The organism is Sphingobacterium sp. MAE (assembly GCF_056711605.1).
Map to the genome: position 1 here is coordinate 2,388,562 of NZ_CM160044.1, position 17,423 is coordinate 2,405,984.

10 protein-coding genes and 1 pseudogene are annotated in these 17,423 nt (G+C 36.2%); 7 read left to right on the plus strand and 4 right to left on the minus strand.

What is annotated here, in order from left to right; genetic code table 11:
* Positions 1 to 36: 36 nt before the first annotated feature.
* The 3 genes from AC06G9_RS10105 to AC06G9_RS10115 form a co-directional block, all read right to left on the minus strand.
* Positions 37 to 429, minus strand: coding sequence for an OsmC family protein (locus AC06G9_RS10105; RefSeq protein WP_248753828.1), 393 nt, complete (start codon positions 427 to 429; stop codon positions 37 to 39).
* Positions 426 to 1,322 carry a pirin family protein gene (locus tag AC06G9_RS10110; protein WP_045752199.1) on the minus strand — a complete coding sequence of 299 codons (897 nt, stop codon included), beginning with the start codon at positions 1,320 to 1,322 and terminating at the stop codon, positions 426 to 428. Before AC06G9_RS10110 ends, AC06G9_RS10105 begins: the two co-directional genes overlap by 4 nt.
* Positions 1,323 to 1,655: 333 nt before the next feature.
* On the minus strand, positions 1,656 to 3,242 hold the full coding sequence (locus tag AC06G9_RS10115; protein ID WP_480958050.1) for an ABC-F family ATP-binding cassette domain-containing protein: 1,587 nt from the start codon (positions 3,240 to 3,242) through the stop codon (positions 1,656 to 1,658).
* Positions 3,243 to 3,570: 328 nt separating this feature from the next.
* Between AC06G9_RS10115 and AC06G9_RS10120 the strand changes: the two genes are divergently transcribed.
* The 6 genes and pseudogenes from AC06G9_RS10120 (at position 3,571) to AC06G9_RS10145 (ending at position 13,833) form a co-directional block, all read left to right on the plus strand.
* Positions 3,571 to 3,993 (plus strand): HYC_CC_PP family protein, encoded by a 423-nt coding sequence (locus AC06G9_RS10120; RefSeq protein WP_414713165.1) that lies wholly within the window; start codon positions 3,571 to 3,573, stop codon positions 3,991 to 3,993.
* A 90-nt stretch (positions 3,994 to 4,083) separates the two neighbouring features.
* Positions 4,084 to 5,478 carry a TolC family protein gene (locus AC06G9_RS10125; RefSeq protein WP_293929305.1) on the plus strand — a complete coding sequence of 465 codons (1,395 nt, stop codon included), beginning with the start codon at positions 4,084 to 4,086 and terminating at the stop codon, positions 5,476 to 5,478.
* 59 nt (positions 5,479 to 5,537) lie between these two features.
* Positions 5,538 to 8,602, plus strand: a pseudogene (locus tag AC06G9_RS10130) (efflux RND transporter permease subunit).
* Positions 8,603 to 8,614: 12 nt separating this feature from the next.
* A complete protein-coding gene (locus tag AC06G9_RS10135) occupies positions 8,615 to 9,712 on the plus strand; it encodes an efflux RND transporter periplasmic adaptor subunit (protein WP_346570087.1) in 1,098 nt (365 codons plus the stop codon).
* A gap of 13 nt (positions 9,713 to 9,725) precedes the next feature.
* Positions 9,726 to 10,169 carry a hypothetical protein gene (locus AC06G9_RS10140; protein ID WP_346570088.1) on the plus strand — a complete coding sequence of 148 codons (444 nt, stop codon included), beginning with the start codon at positions 9,726 to 9,728 and terminating at the stop codon, positions 10,167 to 10,169.
* 427 nt (positions 10,170 to 10,596) lie between these two features.
* Complete coding sequence (locus tag AC06G9_RS10145; RefSeq protein WP_346570089.1) at positions 10,597 to 13,833, plus strand: PAS domain S-box protein; 3,237 nt, start codon at positions 10,597 to 10,599, stop codon at positions 13,831 to 13,833.
* 380 nt (positions 13,834 to 14,213) lie between these two features.
* On the opposite strand, the gene AC06G9_RS10150 is transcribed toward AC06G9_RS10145, so the two are convergent.
* Entirely contained in the window at positions 14,214 to 15,074 is an 861-nt protein-coding gene (locus tag AC06G9_RS10150) for a helix-turn-helix domain-containing protein (RefSeq protein WP_480958051.1), read from the minus strand.
* 263 nt (positions 15,075 to 15,337) lie between these two features.
* On the opposite strand from AC06G9_RS10150, the gene AC06G9_RS10155 reads away from it, so the two are divergent.
* Complete coding sequence (locus tag AC06G9_RS10155; protein WP_480958052.1) at positions 15,338 to 16,972, plus strand: alpha-L-fucosidase; 1,635 nt, start codon at positions 15,338 to 15,340, stop codon at positions 16,970 to 16,972.
* The last annotated feature ends 451 nt before the right edge of the window (positions 16,973 to 17,423 follow it).

Genomic DNA, 17,423 nt, shown 5'->3' on the forward strand with positions numbered 1-17,423 from the left:
TTGCACTACTACTAGTTACGTCAGAGCACAGCGGTATTAAACGAGTATTGTATCGATCGCTATTTGGGAAAGAAGTATTTTATGGATTGGACAAGCATTGGCTATAGCTACAATACGAGTGTGTTGTTTTTCATCTAGTTTACCTTCAAAACTTATTTTTCTTACAAATTTTGTTGTGCTCTTATCTTCAGATTGTTCAATCATTACGTCCACCTGAAAAGAGTTGACTGTCCATTCTTTATGGTCAGCATACATTTTCAACGTAATGGCAGTACAAGAGGCCAATGAAGCAGCCAGGAGTTCCTGTGGTTGAAAACCTAGATCAAGCCCACCTTTATCGAGAGGTTCATCAACAACAATACTGTTCTTTCCTGCAATTACAGATGTTTTATATTTATCTGTACCAATGGATGCTTTTACGATATTCATGATGTTTTTTTTGTTAGATAAAATTCTGGAAGCGGTATATAGCCAGTTTCATTAGCAACAGGAGGAAATTTTTTGTCAATCCAATCTTGCTTGGCTTGCTCTAATCTTTCTTTAGATGAACTTACAAAATTCCAAAGGATATACCGCTCTTCTGGAAAAGGCTCACCTCCAAAAATGTAAATTGTGGTGTCTTCACCAATTTCAAATTCGCACAATTGCGCATCTTTTGCTATCAGAAGTTGTTTTGATTCAAAAGTTGTTCCTGCATCAGTGATTGTACCTGATAAGATATAAAGTCCTGATTCACCATATAGGTCTTTTCCAATACTAACTTTTGCTTTATTTTTTGATTTAATTTCAATGAAATAAAGCTTACTGTATACGGAGACCGGAGACTTTTTACCAAAGGCTTCGCCTGCGATCAACCTAAAGTTGACACCTTGGTCATCTTCCCAATGAGGTAGATCTTCAGCATTTGTATGTTCAAAAGAAGGTTCACATTCTTCGAGCTCTTTTGGTAGAGCAACCCAAATTTGCAAACCATGTAAAAATTTGTCGGTATGTCGAAGGTATTCAGGAGTGCGCTCTGAATGAGTTACACCTTTACCTGCAGTCATCCAGTTGACAGCACCAGGTTTTATTTCCATCTCTGTACCTAAACTATCGCGATGCATGATCGCCCCCTCAAAAAGATAAGTTAATGTCGACAATCCAATGTGAGGATGAGGACCGACATCTAGATTTTCATATTCATTCAATGCTGCAGGCCCCATATGATCTATAAAAGAAAAGGGACCTACCATTCTTTTTTGACGAAATGGTAATAATCGACCAACCATAAAATTACCGATATCTGCGGCACGTTCTTCTATAATGATACCAATGTTTGACATGTTAAGCTATTTAAATGTTACTATATGGAACAGTTATCCAGTATTTTAGTTTTGGTATTTTCATGATTATACCTGATTAAAATATTCCATCTGTATCTATATGGATGAAGATAAGGTAACTGAACCTGTTGATTATAATGCTAAAGATAAGTACTTGTTTTATTTTTAGCATTGATCTAGATTAAGAAAATGATGGATCTGTAAATTATGGCTTATTTTTAATGATGATTAACATATATCGTTAGAGCGTAGCGTGATTTACGTAAACTTTCCTATTGCATTTGGAGCATTTTAAATACTTCAAGTACAATAGAAAAGCTGATATATTGCTGATTAAAGTTGTATTATTTTTTGGATATTTATTTCCTTTAAAAAATAATCATCATGAGATACGATCAATAAGGTACCTTGATACGTTTTGATTGCTTCAGTTAATATTTCTATATTTTGGATATCCAAGTTATTGGTAGGTTCATCCATAACAATCATGTCTGGAGCTAAGTTGCGAATGGTTAAACAACATAGACATAGTCGCATTTTTTCGCCACCACTTAATGTCCGACATCGCTTATCCCATGATTCTTTTCCAAATAAGAATCTATTTAATCTAATTTTGATTTCATGTTCCAGTAGTCCTGTATCATTAAATTGTTGCACTTGATCATAGATCGTTAGGTCATTATTGATGATGGAATAATCTTGATCGATATATATCGATATATGGGGAAAACGATATACCTCACCTGTAAACTTCGGCGTGTTGTTTAAAAGGATCTGTATAAGTGTACTTTTTCCAGCACCATTTTCACCTTTTATTGCGATACGTTCAGCACTGGTGATCTGAAAGTTTAAATCTTCTTGCCATAACAATTTATCATGAATTTGACGGTTAAGAGAATTAATTTTATAAAGGATTTTGCCAGTATGTAAGGTTGAATCTGTTAATCCAAATTTTATTTTATCAATATCAGGAATTTCCTTTCTTAAAGTTTGTAATTCTTTTGATAAGCCTGTACTTTTTTCACTATGGATATCTTTTAATTTAGCAGTACTTTTTTCAGCATTATTCCGCAAGGTATTCATCATAATTCTCGAGACACCTTCTTTTTGTTGCTTTGCTTTTCCTCGAGCATCAAGTTTCTGTTGGCGTTCTAATGTTCGACGTGCATTGACCTTGGTCTTTCGTAGCTCTTTTTCGAGATGCTTTACATCTGATTGGAGCGCATCTTGTATGATTTTTTTTTCTTCAAGATAAAAATCATAATCTCCCATATAGCCGGTCAATCCGGTTGCATTCATCTCGTACATAAATTCAAGCTGATTTAATAACGAGCGATCATGGCTCACAATGACGATCGAACGTGTGGAAGTCTGTATATATTGATATAATAAAGAACGACTTATACTGTCTAATTGATTGCTCGGCTCATCTAAGAGAATCAATTTTGGTTGATGAATGTTGATACCCGCCAAAAAAACCTTTGTCTTTTGTCCGCCACTTAAAGATGATAATTTTTGACCGAGATCTATATCGGTCAACATCCAATATTTCAGAGCCTGCTGACAGCGGTCCTCTATATTCCAATCATCCTCAAGAGCAGTAAAATTATCTTCAGTCACGTTACCAGCCAGTATTTCTTGGAGAGCTGTTAATTTTGATTCTATTTTTAAAACCTGAGCAACAGATAAATGATTGTATTGCCCAAATATTTGAGGAACATAGTATAGGCTGCCATCGGTGCTTATATGTCCGTCAGCGGGTTGTAATTCACCTGCAATGATCTTTAATAAAGTGGATTTCCCAATTCCGTTATTACCGATTAGAGCAATTTTTTGATGATCGTGTAAACTCAGATTAATATTTTGAAATAAAAGATCTTTGTTTGGATGTATATATGAAATGTTTTCTAGAATAAGCATAATTTCTTTTTAAAGCATGAATGATAGTGAGGCATGAGTATGCGATCACGTTTAATATTTTGCAAAAAGAAATTATTTATTACATGGATATGTTTACGATTAATTGTGCCACAAAACTAATGAAAATTGCACTGATATAAAAATAGCTTTATTCTTTTTATGTTTATTGTATAAAATATTTTGAATTGATATTACTTATCTGTAGTCAAGTATACTAAAGACTTAAAATTTTCTTATTTGACATAAGCCAATCTAAAGTTTTACAATATTTAGCCATAATATTATAAATATGTAATCTCCAATTTGGATTAGCTTTGCACATCAGTATATGAAAAAACTATTTGCCATATTCCTCTCAATTGTATATTTAGTGTTGTCTTCGGGCTTTGCTAAACAGGTGCATTTGTGCAAAGGAACTTTAAGTAAGCAAGTAAGTTTGACAAATATAACGCCTGATTCCAGACTACCTTGTCCGCTATGTATAGCTAAAGAAAGGGGACTAAGCAAAAAGAAGAAAAACTGTTGCAAAATAGATATTCAACTATTAAAAACAGACAAAGCTTCAAGTAACCAGGGGGGATTTGATTTTTCTATTAAAGTGTTGGGTGAGGCGATTCCCAATAGAATATGGGGTACTGTTTTCGATAAATTATCGGTCTTTCATGTTCCTAATTTTCCGATATATTCGTCTTCCAAAATTTCACTCAGCTCTAATCCTTTATATATCTTCCATTGTCTATATAGAATATAGTAAGGTTAAGTATTGAATTCGATTTTGACCATAGCCGATTATTCGGAAGATGGCAACCATTCTTTATATTAACTTTTTAAATTTTTGTCTATGAATCTTAAATTCATGGCATCAATATGTTTGATATTTGCAGTCAACACGACAGGTTTTGCTCAAATATTAAATTTATCTGATGCACTGCAACGCGCAGTAGATTATCATGATAAAATAAAATCAAAACAATCTTTTGTTCAGTCAACAGTACAAAATACACGATTTCAAAACAAGCAATATCTTCCGGATGTGACTTTTGGAGCCCAGCAAAGCTATGGGACTATCAATGCACAAAATGGCCCGCTGTATGCTTACGGAGGTTTGGCTTCTGCGGCCACTTCGATGCCATTGGCTGAGCAAAATTGGAACGCTGCTTTTGGGTCTTTGTATTTTGCAAATGTCAATTGGAATATATTCACTTTTGGTAAAAAAACACAGCAGGTCGCTCTTGCCAGTTCAAAAGAAAAAGTTGCAACGGCAGATGTCGATCAGATTATTTTTGAACATCAGATCAAAGTAGCTGCCGCTTATCTCAATCTTTTAGCTAGTCAACGGATCAGATTTGTGCAGGGTAAAAATACCGAACGCGCCCAAGTCTTCTTCGAAATGACAAGCAGTAGAGCCGCCAGTGGTTTGATTCCTCAGGTGGATCTGTCGCTAGCAAAAGCGGAAGTTTCCCATGCTAGATCTCTTGAAATAAAATCGTACGATAAAGAGCTATCATATTCAAAACACCTTGCCGTACTGCTGAATGAAGAATTTCAAACATATCAGTTGGATAGTATATTTAATACAACTGTACCGTATATATCTGGCGATACAATTCAAAAGCGTGCGGCCAATCATCCTTTATTAACTTGGCATCAGCGCAAGATCGATGAAAGTGAACAGTCTGAAAAGTATATGCATAGCCAAAAAATGCCAACTGTCAATATTGTTGGTGTGATACAGGGAAGAGGTTCAGGTTTTGATTGGAACTATATCCAAGATCAAACGGCCTATTCGTCTTCCTACTTTAAAGGAACGGGAATTCAACGCAGTAATTTTTTGATTGGTGGTACATTAAGCTGGAATTTGACTAATATCTTTCGTTATGATAGTAAAGTTAAAGAACAACAATTTCAGACCCAATCTTTAAAACAGGATTATTCATTGATGGAGAAGGAACTGAGTGCACAGACAGAATTAGCGAAAGTGCAATTTCAAAATGCGGTGGATAATCTGGCGGAAACCAAAGTACAACTTACAGCTGCTCAGCTAGCACATCGACAACATACTGCATTGTATAAAAATGGACTAACTCCTTTAGTTGATTTTACTCAAGCATTGTACAGTCTAAATCGAGCAGAGATTGATTATGAGATTGCTCAAAATAATGTTTGGCAAGCGATGTTATTGCTCGCATCCGCTCAGGGTGACATTTCTATACTTTTAAAAGCAACTCAATACTAATTTTTTTACAGATGAATTTAATCAGATTTGCACTTCGCAAACCAATTTCCATTATGGTTATGGTATTGGGGCTTTTATTCTTCGGGATACGAGCTGCAAAAGAAATACAGGTAGATATTCTACCCGAGATGAACCTACCTGTTGTCTATGTAGCGCATTCATTTAATGGGTATACTCCGCAGCAGATGGAGGGCTATTTTACTAAAATGTATGTCAATATGATGCTTTTTACAAATGGTATAAAAAGTATTGAAACAAAAAATACACAAGGTTTAACCTTAATGAAGGTCAATTTTTACGAAGGAACTGAAATGGGTGAAGCGATCGCACAGCTGACTGCATTATCCAACCGTTCACAAGTGTTTTTGCCTCATGGTGCTCCGCCACCCTTTATTATTCGATTTGATGCCTCTTCTCAGCCGGTGGGGCAATTGGTGTTTCGAAGTGAAACGAAAACGAATAATCAGCTACAGGACATCGCCAATTTTACTGCTCGTCCTTTTCTAATTGCTATACCGGGATTAACCACAGCACCACCATTTGGAGGTAGTCCACGTACTATTGAAATTAATATTGATCCTAATAAATTACGCGTTCATCAGCTCTCACCAGAACAGATCGTGGAAATTATCAGTCGTCAAAATATTACCTCTCCATCCGGAAACGTGTATATAGATGATATCAACTATCTGACGCCGACCAACAATACATTAAAAACAGTTGAGGAGTTTGGTGATATCCCACTATTCAAAGGACAAGTCGATAATGTATACTTGAGAGATGTGGCAACAGTAAAAGATGGTGCCGACATCACTGCAGGATACGCTTTAATAGATGGTAAACGTTCGGTTTATATCAATGTTGCTAAATCGGGGAAAGCATCTACATATGATGTTGTACAAAATCTTAAAAAGGTCATTCCTGATATTCAAAAAAATCTACCAGATGATGTCACCATCTCCTACGAATTTGATCAATCCGTATACGTCATCAATGCGGTGAAAAGTTTGATCATAGAGGGGGTATTGGGTGCCTTGTTAACAGGTTTAATGGTCATTTTATTTTTAAGAGATAAGCGGGCAGCTTTGATTGTTATTTTAACCATTCCAATATCGATTATTTCTGGTGTTTTATTTCTTAAATTATTTGGACAGACTATCAATATCATGAGTCTGTCTGGGTTGGCATTGGCGATTGGTATTTTGGTTGATGAGAGCACGGTAACGATTGAAAATATTCATCAGCACTTTGCCATGGGAAAAACAAAAGCAAGAGCGATCTGGGATGCATGTATGGAGATAGCTTTTCCAAAATTACTGATATTACTTTGTATTCTTGCTGTATTTGCCCCTGCATTGGTTATGACTGGGATACCTGGTTCATTGTTTATGCCATTGGCACTTTCGATTGGTTTCTCTATGATTATATCCTATCTCATGTCACAGACTTTTGTTCCTATCATGGCTAATTGGATTATGAAAAATAATCATGGGACAGGTGGGGAGAGTAAAGAGAAAGCTTTTGATCGATTTAAAGATCGCTACTCCAATCTGCTAAAAAGGTTAATGGAATATAAAAGGTTGATCGTTTCTTTTAGCCTGGTGCTTATTCTTGCTTTGGCAGCTATTATGTATCAGCTTACAGGCAAAGATGTCCTTCCGAATGTAAACTCGAGCCAGTTTCAAGTTAGAATAACAGCACCTGAGGGAACGAGAATTGAAAAAACGGAAGAAAAAGTAAAGGCGGTATTGCAGCAGCTGAATAACTTGATCGGCAAAGATAAAATAGCAATTTCGTCGGCTTACATAGGGCTGCATCCATCTTCTTTTGCTGTAAGTCCTATTTATCTTTACAATGCTGGTCCACATGAAGCTTTACTTCAGGTAGCATTAAAAGATTTTAAAGGAAATTCGGACGTCCTAAAAGATGAAATAAGAGCTCATCTTAAAAAAACAATGCCAGAACTTAAATTATCATTTGAACCGATCGAACTGACAGAGAAAATTTTAAGTCAAGGTGCAAATACAGCTATTGAGATTCGTATCTCGGGCATGATGAAGAAGATGAATGCTATGTCTGCCAATAAATTGATGATGAAGCTGAAAGAATTGGATTATTTACGTGATATCAAAATACCACAATCTATGAATTATCCGGCTTTAGAAATTAATATTGACAGAAATAGGGCTGCACAGTTGGGCTTAGATGCGCAGGATATTTCCAGATCATTGGTCGCCAGTACAGCCTCTTCTCGCTATACGAGTAAAAATATGTGGGTTGGGGGGATGATGGGAATTGCTTACGATGTACAGGTACAGATGCCACAAAATATGCTCAATAGCCAAGATGAGTTGGCTAATATTCCCTTGTCAAAAAATGCTGATAGACCAGTTTTAGGTGATGTGGCTACTATAACAGCTGTCAAAACATTAGGAGAAAGCTACAATTTGGGAACGATGGGCTATACCACAGTAACAGCCAATGTCCATCAGACAGATTTAGGTCGGGCCCAAAAAGATGTACAGGCAGCGATTGATTCTTTAGGCGAATTGCCCAAAGGTGTCACTGTTCAAGTGGCTGGTATGGCTCCAGTTTTAGATAATACAATGAAGAGCCTGTCAGGTGGATTATTGATCGCTATTGTTGTTATCTTTCTCATGCTAACAGCAAATTTTCAATCATTCAAAGTTTCATTAACCATTTTGACAACTGTGCCATTCGTGATATTTGGTTCTCTGCTGTTGCTGAAATTAACAGGATCTACGATCAATATGCAATCTTATATGGGTATCATCATGGCGATAGGAGTTTCGATTTCCAATGCCGTGTTACTGATCAGTAATGCAGAAACCTTGCGATTACAGCAACAGGGTTGCGCATTAGACCCATTATTATGACTACGCTAGCAATGACAGCAGGTATGTTGCCCATGGCGATCGGTTTTGGCGAAGGTGGTGATCAAGTTTCACCTTTGGGTAGAGCTATAATAGGCGGATTGGTGGCATCTACATTTTCGGTACTGATCATCCTCCCACTGGTATTTGCCTGGGTAATGGGCAAAAGTAAGATTCAGTCACCATCGCTAGATCCTGAAGATGAGAATAGTATCCATTTTAATAATTAGAAAACAGAAAAAATGAAAAACTTAATTTATATAGCGCTGCTAGCGTCCGTATTTATTTTTACAGGTTGTGCCTATTCCGAGAAAGAACCTAAAGAGGAAAAGAACATGGAAAAGGAAGCTGCCATGATGAACCCTTTTGAAACTATTGCTGTTCAAAAAACCAATCCTTTGGTCATCTTAAAATTAGCGGGTGAATTGTTGCCTGATCAGAGTACTGAGCTGTTTGCCAAAGTAAACAGTTATGTTAAAAATATACGAGTTGATATTGGTGATCGAGTTGTCGCGGGACAGGTTTTGATGACTTTAGAAGCTCCAGAAATCCAATCTCAAGTCGCTACAGCTAAAGCCAAACTTAAGGCACAACGAGCGGTATACTTGGCTACTTTGGCGACCTATGATCGTATGGTTAACGCTAATCAAACCGAAGGTGCTATTGCACAGGATGCTATGGATCAGATTGCTGCACGAAAGTTGTCGGATCAGGCACAATTGGCAGCAGCAGAATCTGCTTATAGTGAAATTAAAAATATAGACGATTATTTGGTGATCCGTGCTCCATTCAACGGTATAATTACAGATCGAAATGTCGATCTAGGTGCATATGTTGGCCCCATGGGTAAATCGCCTTTATTGGTCGTGCAGAACAATCAAAAATTGAGACTTAATATTTCTATTCCTGAAGCTAATACACCTTTTATCAAGCTTGGTGATACCATTCAATTTTATGTCAGATCACAGCCTCAGCATAAATATTTTGCTCAAATAAGCCGTAAATCGGGTAGTCTAGATCTTAAGTTGCGATCAGAAAAAGTAGAAGCAGATTTTATAAATACAAATCATGTATTGAAGCCTTTTATGATTGCAGAAACTCAGATCCCACTGCAAAATAGCGAAGCGACATTCTTTGTTCCCAAATCTGCTATAGTTGATAGTAATATGGGGATGTATGTGATCGCTGTTGAAGCGGGCAAGGCCAAGAAAATACCTATCAGTAAAGGTCGGGTAATGTCCGATCGGGTAGAAGTAGTCGGTGACTTAACTGAAAATGATGTGATCCTTAAATTGGGTAATGAAGAAATACAGGAGGGTACACCCATTCCAAATAAATAAATTAATGAATAACATGATCAAACAATTCAATAAAATTACGATGGTGGTCTTTGCTACCATCGTATTCATATCTTGTAATAATAATGCGCCAAAGGAGAGTGGTGCAATTGGCGGTGAACCATTTAAAAAGGAGCTTGCTGATCATAAAGTGATCGCTACATCCAGGCCGAACAAAGGGGATCAAGTCTCTAATAATTTGGTCTGTATGGTCAATGATGAGTATATGGGCAAGCAACAGCTGGAGGTCCCTTTTGAAGGGAAGATGTATTATGGCTGTTGCGAAATGTGCAAAGAACGCATTCCTAATGATGCAAAAGTGCGCATGGCAATTGATCCATATAGCTTAAAAAAGGTAGATAAGGCTACTGCATACATTGTCTTGATCGGCAATCAAGATGAAGTTGCTTACTTTGAAAGTAAACATAATTATGACGCATTTCTAAGATCGGCGCAATAAAAGAAGTTCAAGTAGATAAAAGTTCTTGTCAGTTGCTACTCAGCTGATAAGAACTTTTTTAAGTTGATCTTCAAATTTCTGAACAGGAAATACGTGTTTGACGCGGCTAAATCAAGATAGATTTAAACTTGATCATAACCAGGCCTTATTGTTTTATAACCCATATTATAATAATTTCCAATGCTTAGTTATTTTATACCATCTATACTAGAAATATTTTACCTTGTTATTTTTTAGAAAAATTAAATATTTTTCACATTAAAACTTTTTGTTATTAGATATGTTAAAAAAGAATCATAAATTGCTTTTAAATTTTTAGACATAGCTTTTAATGACTTGATCGAGAATAGGTTTGGGATAGGAGTAGTTGTGCTTTTCGATTGTTTAATAAGTAGAATATTCAAGGTAATTAACTCAAAATAGAGCAATGAACAATCCGCCTTTACCCCATAATGAATCGGAGCGACTTCGTGCATTACACGAGTATGAAATATTAGATACAGAGATAGAAGAAGACTTTGATCGCATTACAACGATAGCTTCTTTGGTTTGTGGAGCACCGATTTCACTTATATCATTGATTGACAAAGACAGGCAGTGGTTTAAATCCAGAGTTGGGCTCGATGTGCAAGAAACGTCACGTAACTTAGCATTTTGCAGATATGTTATTACTGGAGATAATTTTTTGGAGGTTTATGATGCTACGGAGGATGAACGTTTTAAAGAAAATGAACTCGTCACGGCTGATCCGCATATCCGCTATTATGCCGGATTTCCTTTAATAGATCCCAATGGCTATGCTTTAGGTACATTGTGTGTAATCGATACAATCCCTAGGATGCTTAATGATGATCAAAAGAAAGCACTTTCACTCTTACGTGATGAGGCAATGGCCCTTATTGTCAACAGAAAAGAAAAAGAAAGTTATAAGGAAAGTGAGCAAAAATTAAAAGCTTTTTTTGATAATTCTCAGGGACTGATGTGTACACATGATCTGGAAGGTAATATGCTCACTGTGAATGATGCAGGTGCGGCGATTCTTGGTTATTCCAGATCTGAAATTGAAAACATGTCCTTGTTTGATATTATTCCACAAGAAGCACATCAAAATTTGATAGGCTATCTTCATGAGATTGTTCAAAAAGGTACGGTAAAGGGTGAAATGCGCACTGCTACAAAATCGGGAGAATTGCGTATTTGGCTTTTCAATAATATTCTGCAAAATAAGGGTGAGAAGAACCCCTATATTATAGGTAATGCTGTTGATGTCACCGAGCAACATTATTTAGAGAAGGATTTAAAGCAAACGCAAGCTATGCTGGCTAGGACCGGAAGAGTCGCTCGTATAGGAGGTTGGGAATATAGTCTTTTGAGTAAAGAATTATCTTGGTCCGAAATAACGAAAGAAATACACGAGGTACCTACCAATTATCAACCAGATATTGATAAAGCTCTGGAATTTTATAAAGCTAATGAGAGTCGAGAGAAAATTCTTGAAGCTATTCAAAAAGCAATTTCCAAAGGAGAATCTTGGGATCTGGAATTAGAAATAATTACATTTAAAGGTGTCGAATTGTGGGTGAGAGCGCTTGGCTATGCCGAATTTGAGCAGGGAACTTGTATCCGCATATATGGGACTTTTCAAGATATTGATAAGCGTAAGCGGATTGAAGCAGAATCTGCTAAATCAAAAAAATTGCTCGAAGATGTGTTGGAAGCGACTTCAGCTGTTGGTATTATTTCAACCGATACCCAAGGTATAATTACGCTATTTAATAAAGGAGCAGAAAATATACTAGGCTATCATAGTGAAGAAATAATCGGAAAATTGAGTCCGGTAATTTTTCACAAAGAAGGTGAAATTGTATCTCGTGCAAAGGAACTTGAAGAAGAATTAGGTTTCGAGGTGAAGGGGTTTCGTGCTCTTGTCGAAAAACCCGAAATTTATGGAGCAGAGCAAAGGGAGTGGACCTATATTAGAAAAGACGGATCTTCATTGTATGTTTCTTTAGCGGTTACAGCTATCCGGGATATCGCTGGAATTATCATTGGATATCTGTGTATAGCAACTGATATTAGCAAAATCATTAATCAAAGGGAAGAATTAGAACGAGCTAAACTTCTTGCTGAGCAGGCCAATATAGCGAAATCAGAGTTTTTAGCCAATATGAGTCATGAAATCCGAACGCCCTTAAATGGAATTATAGGATTTACAGATCTGATGACCAGAACAGAATTGGATCACACTCAAAAAGGCTACTTAGCAATAGTTGATCAGTCTGCTAATCTTTTATTAAGTATTATCAATGATATTCTAGATTTTTCAAAGATTGAAGCTGGAAAGTTGGAATTAGATATTGAAAGAAGTGAACTTTATGAGCTGCTGGAGCAAGTGACTAGTTTTCTGAATTTTCAGATGGAGTCAAAAAAACTGGAATTAAATTTAAATGTATCTCCAGATGTTCCGCATTATGTTTGGATTGATTCTTTACGTATTAAACAAGTACTGATGAATCTTCTGAGCAATGCGACTAAATTTACGGAAAAAGGAACAATCGAATTGAGTGTAGAAGTTTTATTTCATGATGATCAGTTTTCAACCCTTCGTTTTGGTGTTCGGGACACTGGAATCGGTATAAAAGTCGATAAGCAAGAAAAGATCTTTGACGCATTTTCGCAAGAAGATACTTCCACTACCAAGCGCTATGGCGGAACAGGTTTGGGCCTTACCATATCAAATAAGTTACTGAATATGATGGGTAGCAAACTGCAATTAGAAAGTACTTATGGTGTCGGCAGCTTATTCTTTTTTGATATTACACTTCGATCATTGGAAGGCGAATCACAAGATTGGAAGAATTTAGATCAAATTAAAAATGTTCTGGTTGTTGACAGCGACCAAGCGAGTAGATTAACATTAGTTCAGAAGTTAAAGCTTAAACAGATCAATGTATTTCAAGCGAACAATGGATTTGAAGTGTTGCAACTATTGATGGCAGGAAATCGTTACGACGTTATTATCATCGATGATAAAATACCCATTATGGGTGGGATCGAAACAATTAAAAAGATAAGAGAGAAATTGATTTATTCTGACCTAGATCAACCTATTATTTTAGTATTTGATGATTTTAAAGACGATATAGGCAAGATTTGTGAAGAGCTCGATTTACATCATTGGATGATTAAACCTATACTGTTTGAAAATTTGTTTAAAACCTTGTCAGACGTGCAGCTTATGGCACAGAGTCAAGAAACAACTTTGTTAAAAAAGGAAAGTGTTCATAAATACAATTTTAAAGTGCTCATTGTTGAAGATAATGAATTTAATATGCTTTTAACAGCTACACTTGTTCGAAATATCCTACCAAATGCTGAAATTTTAGAAGCAGTAGATGGTTTTATGGGTTTAAAACTTTTTAAAGAAAATCATATAGATTTAATCTTGATGGACATTCAAATGCCAGAAATGAATGGATACGAAGTAACTCAGGAAATAAGAAATCAAGAAACGGGCATACAGATACCAATAATTGCTTTAACGGCAGGAAATGTGAAGGGTGAAAAAGATAAATGTTTGGCAGTAGGAATGAATGATTTTGTTGTGAAGCCAGTTATTGAACAAACATTGCGAGAAATTATTGGTAAATGGCTTAAACAATAGTTATCGTCTCAAAACTTATATATTTTATTGATCTCAAGTATGGTGAGACAATAGCTAATTGCAACATTTTGGATGGATTTGAAAATTATAGGACAGGACTGTCTAAAGAAGGATAAATATTCTTGTACTTTGCGGTAAATTTATCAAAATTATTGAAACCAATATCATCCATGAGAAAGATTATTTCTTTGCAACGCGTCTGATTAAAGATCGAACTGATATCAATGTCAATTTTAGTAAATGTAGAAAAGAGATAACATTGAAGATTCTAAAAGAACTACATATGCTGTGATCATCCGTATCGCGTAATCATTAATTGATGCCGGTCGATTACATCATAATCATCCATCGTATAAAAAATATGATGCGGTATACTGTTATTAAATATTGAATCGCTTTCTATAGTTAGTAGGATTTTCTCCCGTGAATTTTTTGAAAAGCCTATTAAAATAGGAAACATTTTCAAATCCGAGTTGAAAGGAAATTTCTTGAATACTATATTTTTGGAGCAACATCATGAGCTGAGCTTTTTCTATTTTTTTTTGGTTTATGTACGTTATTGGTGTGCCATTAAATTGCTTCTTGAAAAGACGTATAAAGTGATCCTTGGTCAAGCAAGAAATTTCAGCCAATTGAGAAATGCGAATAGAACAGTGGATATGGTTATGAATATAATCTATCACCTTTGACATCCTTTTATCTACGTGCGGCAATTTTTCTGTCGCATAGGTATAAAAGCGAGCTATCAATAGCTGGATAATAGCATGACTTTCAAGATCAATAGCGTGTGAAGTGTTTGCCTGTACAGCGATATTTCTTATCAATTCATTAGCATTGTCGTAAGCATCAGGATCATATATGGATAATTCTCGTTCAGGATTTATAGCAATTAAACGTTCTATTAGGCTTAATAGGAGAGGATCACCTTGTATCTCAACAGGAAAAGACATTTGGTCAAACAGACTGGATGTATTTTCTAACTTCTCATAAATATGAATATAATATAGTTCAAGCTCACCACTACATTCATAACTATGAGTTGTGTATGAGGGGGTCAAATAAAGGCAATCTTCTTTAAGTTGATATTTTGTATTTCCAGTATGCAGCCAAGCTGTTCCGCTCCTGACCCAATGAATGCGTGTAAAGGGGCTACTGACGTTTTTCCAATTCCAATCAGCATCATGCTTTGCATAGCCAATATTTAATAGAATAAAATCAAATTGTTGTCTTTCGTTTTTCAAGTGCTGTGTTTTCCTCTTCTACTTAAATAATCAAAGCAGATATAATATACTTTGTTTAGATGGATACTTTGATATAAAGATATATTATTTTCAATAAACTTTAAAAGTCGATATTGTGCTATTCTTTATCGATAACGTTATCAAGTCTAATCAATAATACTACTAATTTTGAATGTATTCAAGATAAACCATTATAGACCGGATGTATGCTGTTCATATTCAGCGAAGTCCTTTCGATTATATTTTATTAAAATATTTTTTCTATGGACAGAAGAACTGTAATTAAGATTTTAGGAACTGCGATACCTACATTATATCTGAGCACGCCTATCTCTGCAATAGGGGATTGGGGGAAAGTGCCATTTAAAGCAGATTGGACATCGTTGGGAAAATATCGTGTGCCTGAATGGTTCCGAGATGCCAAGTTTGGTATATGGGCACACTGGGGCCCTCAATGTCAGCCGGAACGAGGTGATTGGTATGCGCGCGGAATGTATCAAGAAGGATCTGATCAGTATCATTATCATATCGGAAAATATGGGCATCCATCAGTTTTTGGGTTTAAAGATGTTATCCATGAATGGAAAGCAGAGAAATGGAATCCAGAATCCTTAATGGATTTATATAAAAATACGGGAGCTCAATATTTTATGGCATTAGCTAATCATCATGATAACTTAGACCTGTACAAGAGTACAAACCATAAGTGGAATAGTGTACATGTTGGACCTAAAAAAGATATTGTTCAAGGCTGGGCCACAGCTGCAAAGAAAAGAGGACTTAAATTTGGTGTCAGTGTTCACGCTGCACATGCTTGGACATGGTATGAAACGGCACAACGCGCTGATAAAAAAGGCCAATATAAAGGAGTACCTTATGATGGTCATCTAACCCAGGCTGACGGTAAAGGTAAATGGTGGGAGGGATATGATCCGCAGGAACTGTATGCTCAAAACCATCCGCTCAGTAGAGACAGTGAGCAGGATCATAGCATACATCAACAATGGCATTGGGATGTCGACTCCGGAGTTAGTATTCCTTCAAAGGCATATTGCGAAAATTTTAGAGATAGAACTTTCGAGCTGATCGATAATTATCATCCCGATATTGTTTATTTCGATGATACTGCGTTGCCACTTTGGCCTATCAGCAACGTTGGATTGGATATTGCAGCTCACTATTATAATAAAAGTGCCAAGGAAAATAACGGTAAGGTTGAAGTGGTAATCAATGGTAAGATCTTAGACGAGCAACAACGTAAGTGTATGGTTTGGGATATTGAACGTGGGCAAAGTAATAAAATTGAACCACTGCCTTGGCAAACCTGCACTTGTATTGGAGCATGGCATTATGACCGTCGCATTTATGATAATAATCTTTATAAATCTGCAAAAACTATCTTACATATGCTGATCGATGTGGTCAGCAAAAATGGTAACTTGCTATTGAGTGTTCCGTTGCGTGGAGATGGATCCCTTGACGATAAAGCGCAGTTTGTAGTTGAAGGCATTTCATCATGGATGAAGGTTAACTCAGAAGCTATAATAGGAACTAGACCTTGGCATATTTTTGGCGAAGGACCAGCGCTAGAGCATGCTCCCGAATTGCATGCACAGGGTTTTAATGAGGGGAAAGGGAAACCTTTGACAAGTGAAGATTTTAGATTTACAACAAAAAAAGACACCATTTACGTCATGAGAATGGGGAGGTCCGATAAGCAGACGGTTACAGTTGCATCTTTAGCTAAAAATGCTCCCAATGCCAAGGTGATCACAAATGTCACAATATTGGGGTACAAGGGTTCTGTGCAATTTAAGCAGGATCATCATGGCCTAGTGGTTGAAATGCCAACAGATTTGATCCAAGATGAAAATGCAACAGTCTTAAAAATTTCTTAAATAAATATCATCAGGAAATGATTGGATCAAATTTCCTGATGATACGCTAAAGTAATAGGGTTGATTAATTCTTTATCCTCCTTCGATATTAAAAGTAGTTCGCTCTCTTCGACTTCTTGGTCGATATAAAGTTGCGGTGACCTCCCTCCTGTAAAGCTATTTCCATATGTTATCCACCTACTTTCTTAGCGCAAATTATAAGATTTGCATTCTCCCTTTTAACCCATATAGTACACGTTAAAAATACCCTCAGTAACGAAATCTTCAAATCGACAAACGTTTGGTACTTATAATAAGAAGCTCTGCTTGTGACGTCTTTGTGCTGAAACAAATCATAAAATGAGATCATGTGCATATCTCTGCAATGGCACTTATGTTACCATTCATCCCGTATATACGACTGTTCGAATAAATTATTTAATAGATTTTCTGTGGGACTATAGATTCGTAA

What these genes read in the sequence shown, in the direction of transcription:
- AC06G9_RS10105 (WP_248753828.1), bottom strand. Translation starts at nt 429, where the DNA reads ATGAATATCGTAAAAGCATCCATTGGTACAGATAAATATAAAACATCT.
- AC06G9_RS10110 (WP_045752199.1), bottom strand. Translation starts at nt 1,322, where the DNA reads ATGTCAAACATTGGTATCATTATAGAAGAACGTGCCGCAGATATCGGT.
- AC06G9_RS10115 (WP_480958050.1), bottom strand. Translation starts at nt 3,242, where the DNA reads ATGCTTATTCTAGAAAACATTTCATATATACATCCAAACAAAGATCTT.
- AC06G9_RS10120 (WP_414713165.1), top strand. Translation starts at nt 3,571, where the DNA reads ATGAAAAAACTATTTGCCATATTCCTCTCAATTGTATATTTAGTGTTG.
- AC06G9_RS10125 (WP_293929305.1), top strand. Translation starts at nt 4,084, where the DNA reads ATGAATCTTAAATTCATGGCATCAATATGTTTGATATTTGCAGTCAAC.
- AC06G9_RS10135 (WP_346570087.1), top strand. Translation starts at nt 8,615, where the DNA reads ATGAAAAACTTAATTTATATAGCGCTGCTAGCGTCCGTATTTATTTTT.
- AC06G9_RS10140 (WP_346570088.1), top strand. Translation starts at nt 9,726, where the DNA reads ATGATCAAACAATTCAATAAAATTACGATGGTGGTCTTTGCTACCATC.
- AC06G9_RS10145 (WP_346570089.1), top strand. Translation starts at nt 10,597, where the DNA reads ATGAACAATCCGCCTTTACCCCATAATGAATCGGAGCGACTTCGTGCA.
- AC06G9_RS10155 (WP_480958052.1), top strand. Translation starts at nt 15,338, where the DNA reads ATGGACAGAAGAACTGTAATTAAGATTTTAGGAACTGCGATACCTACA.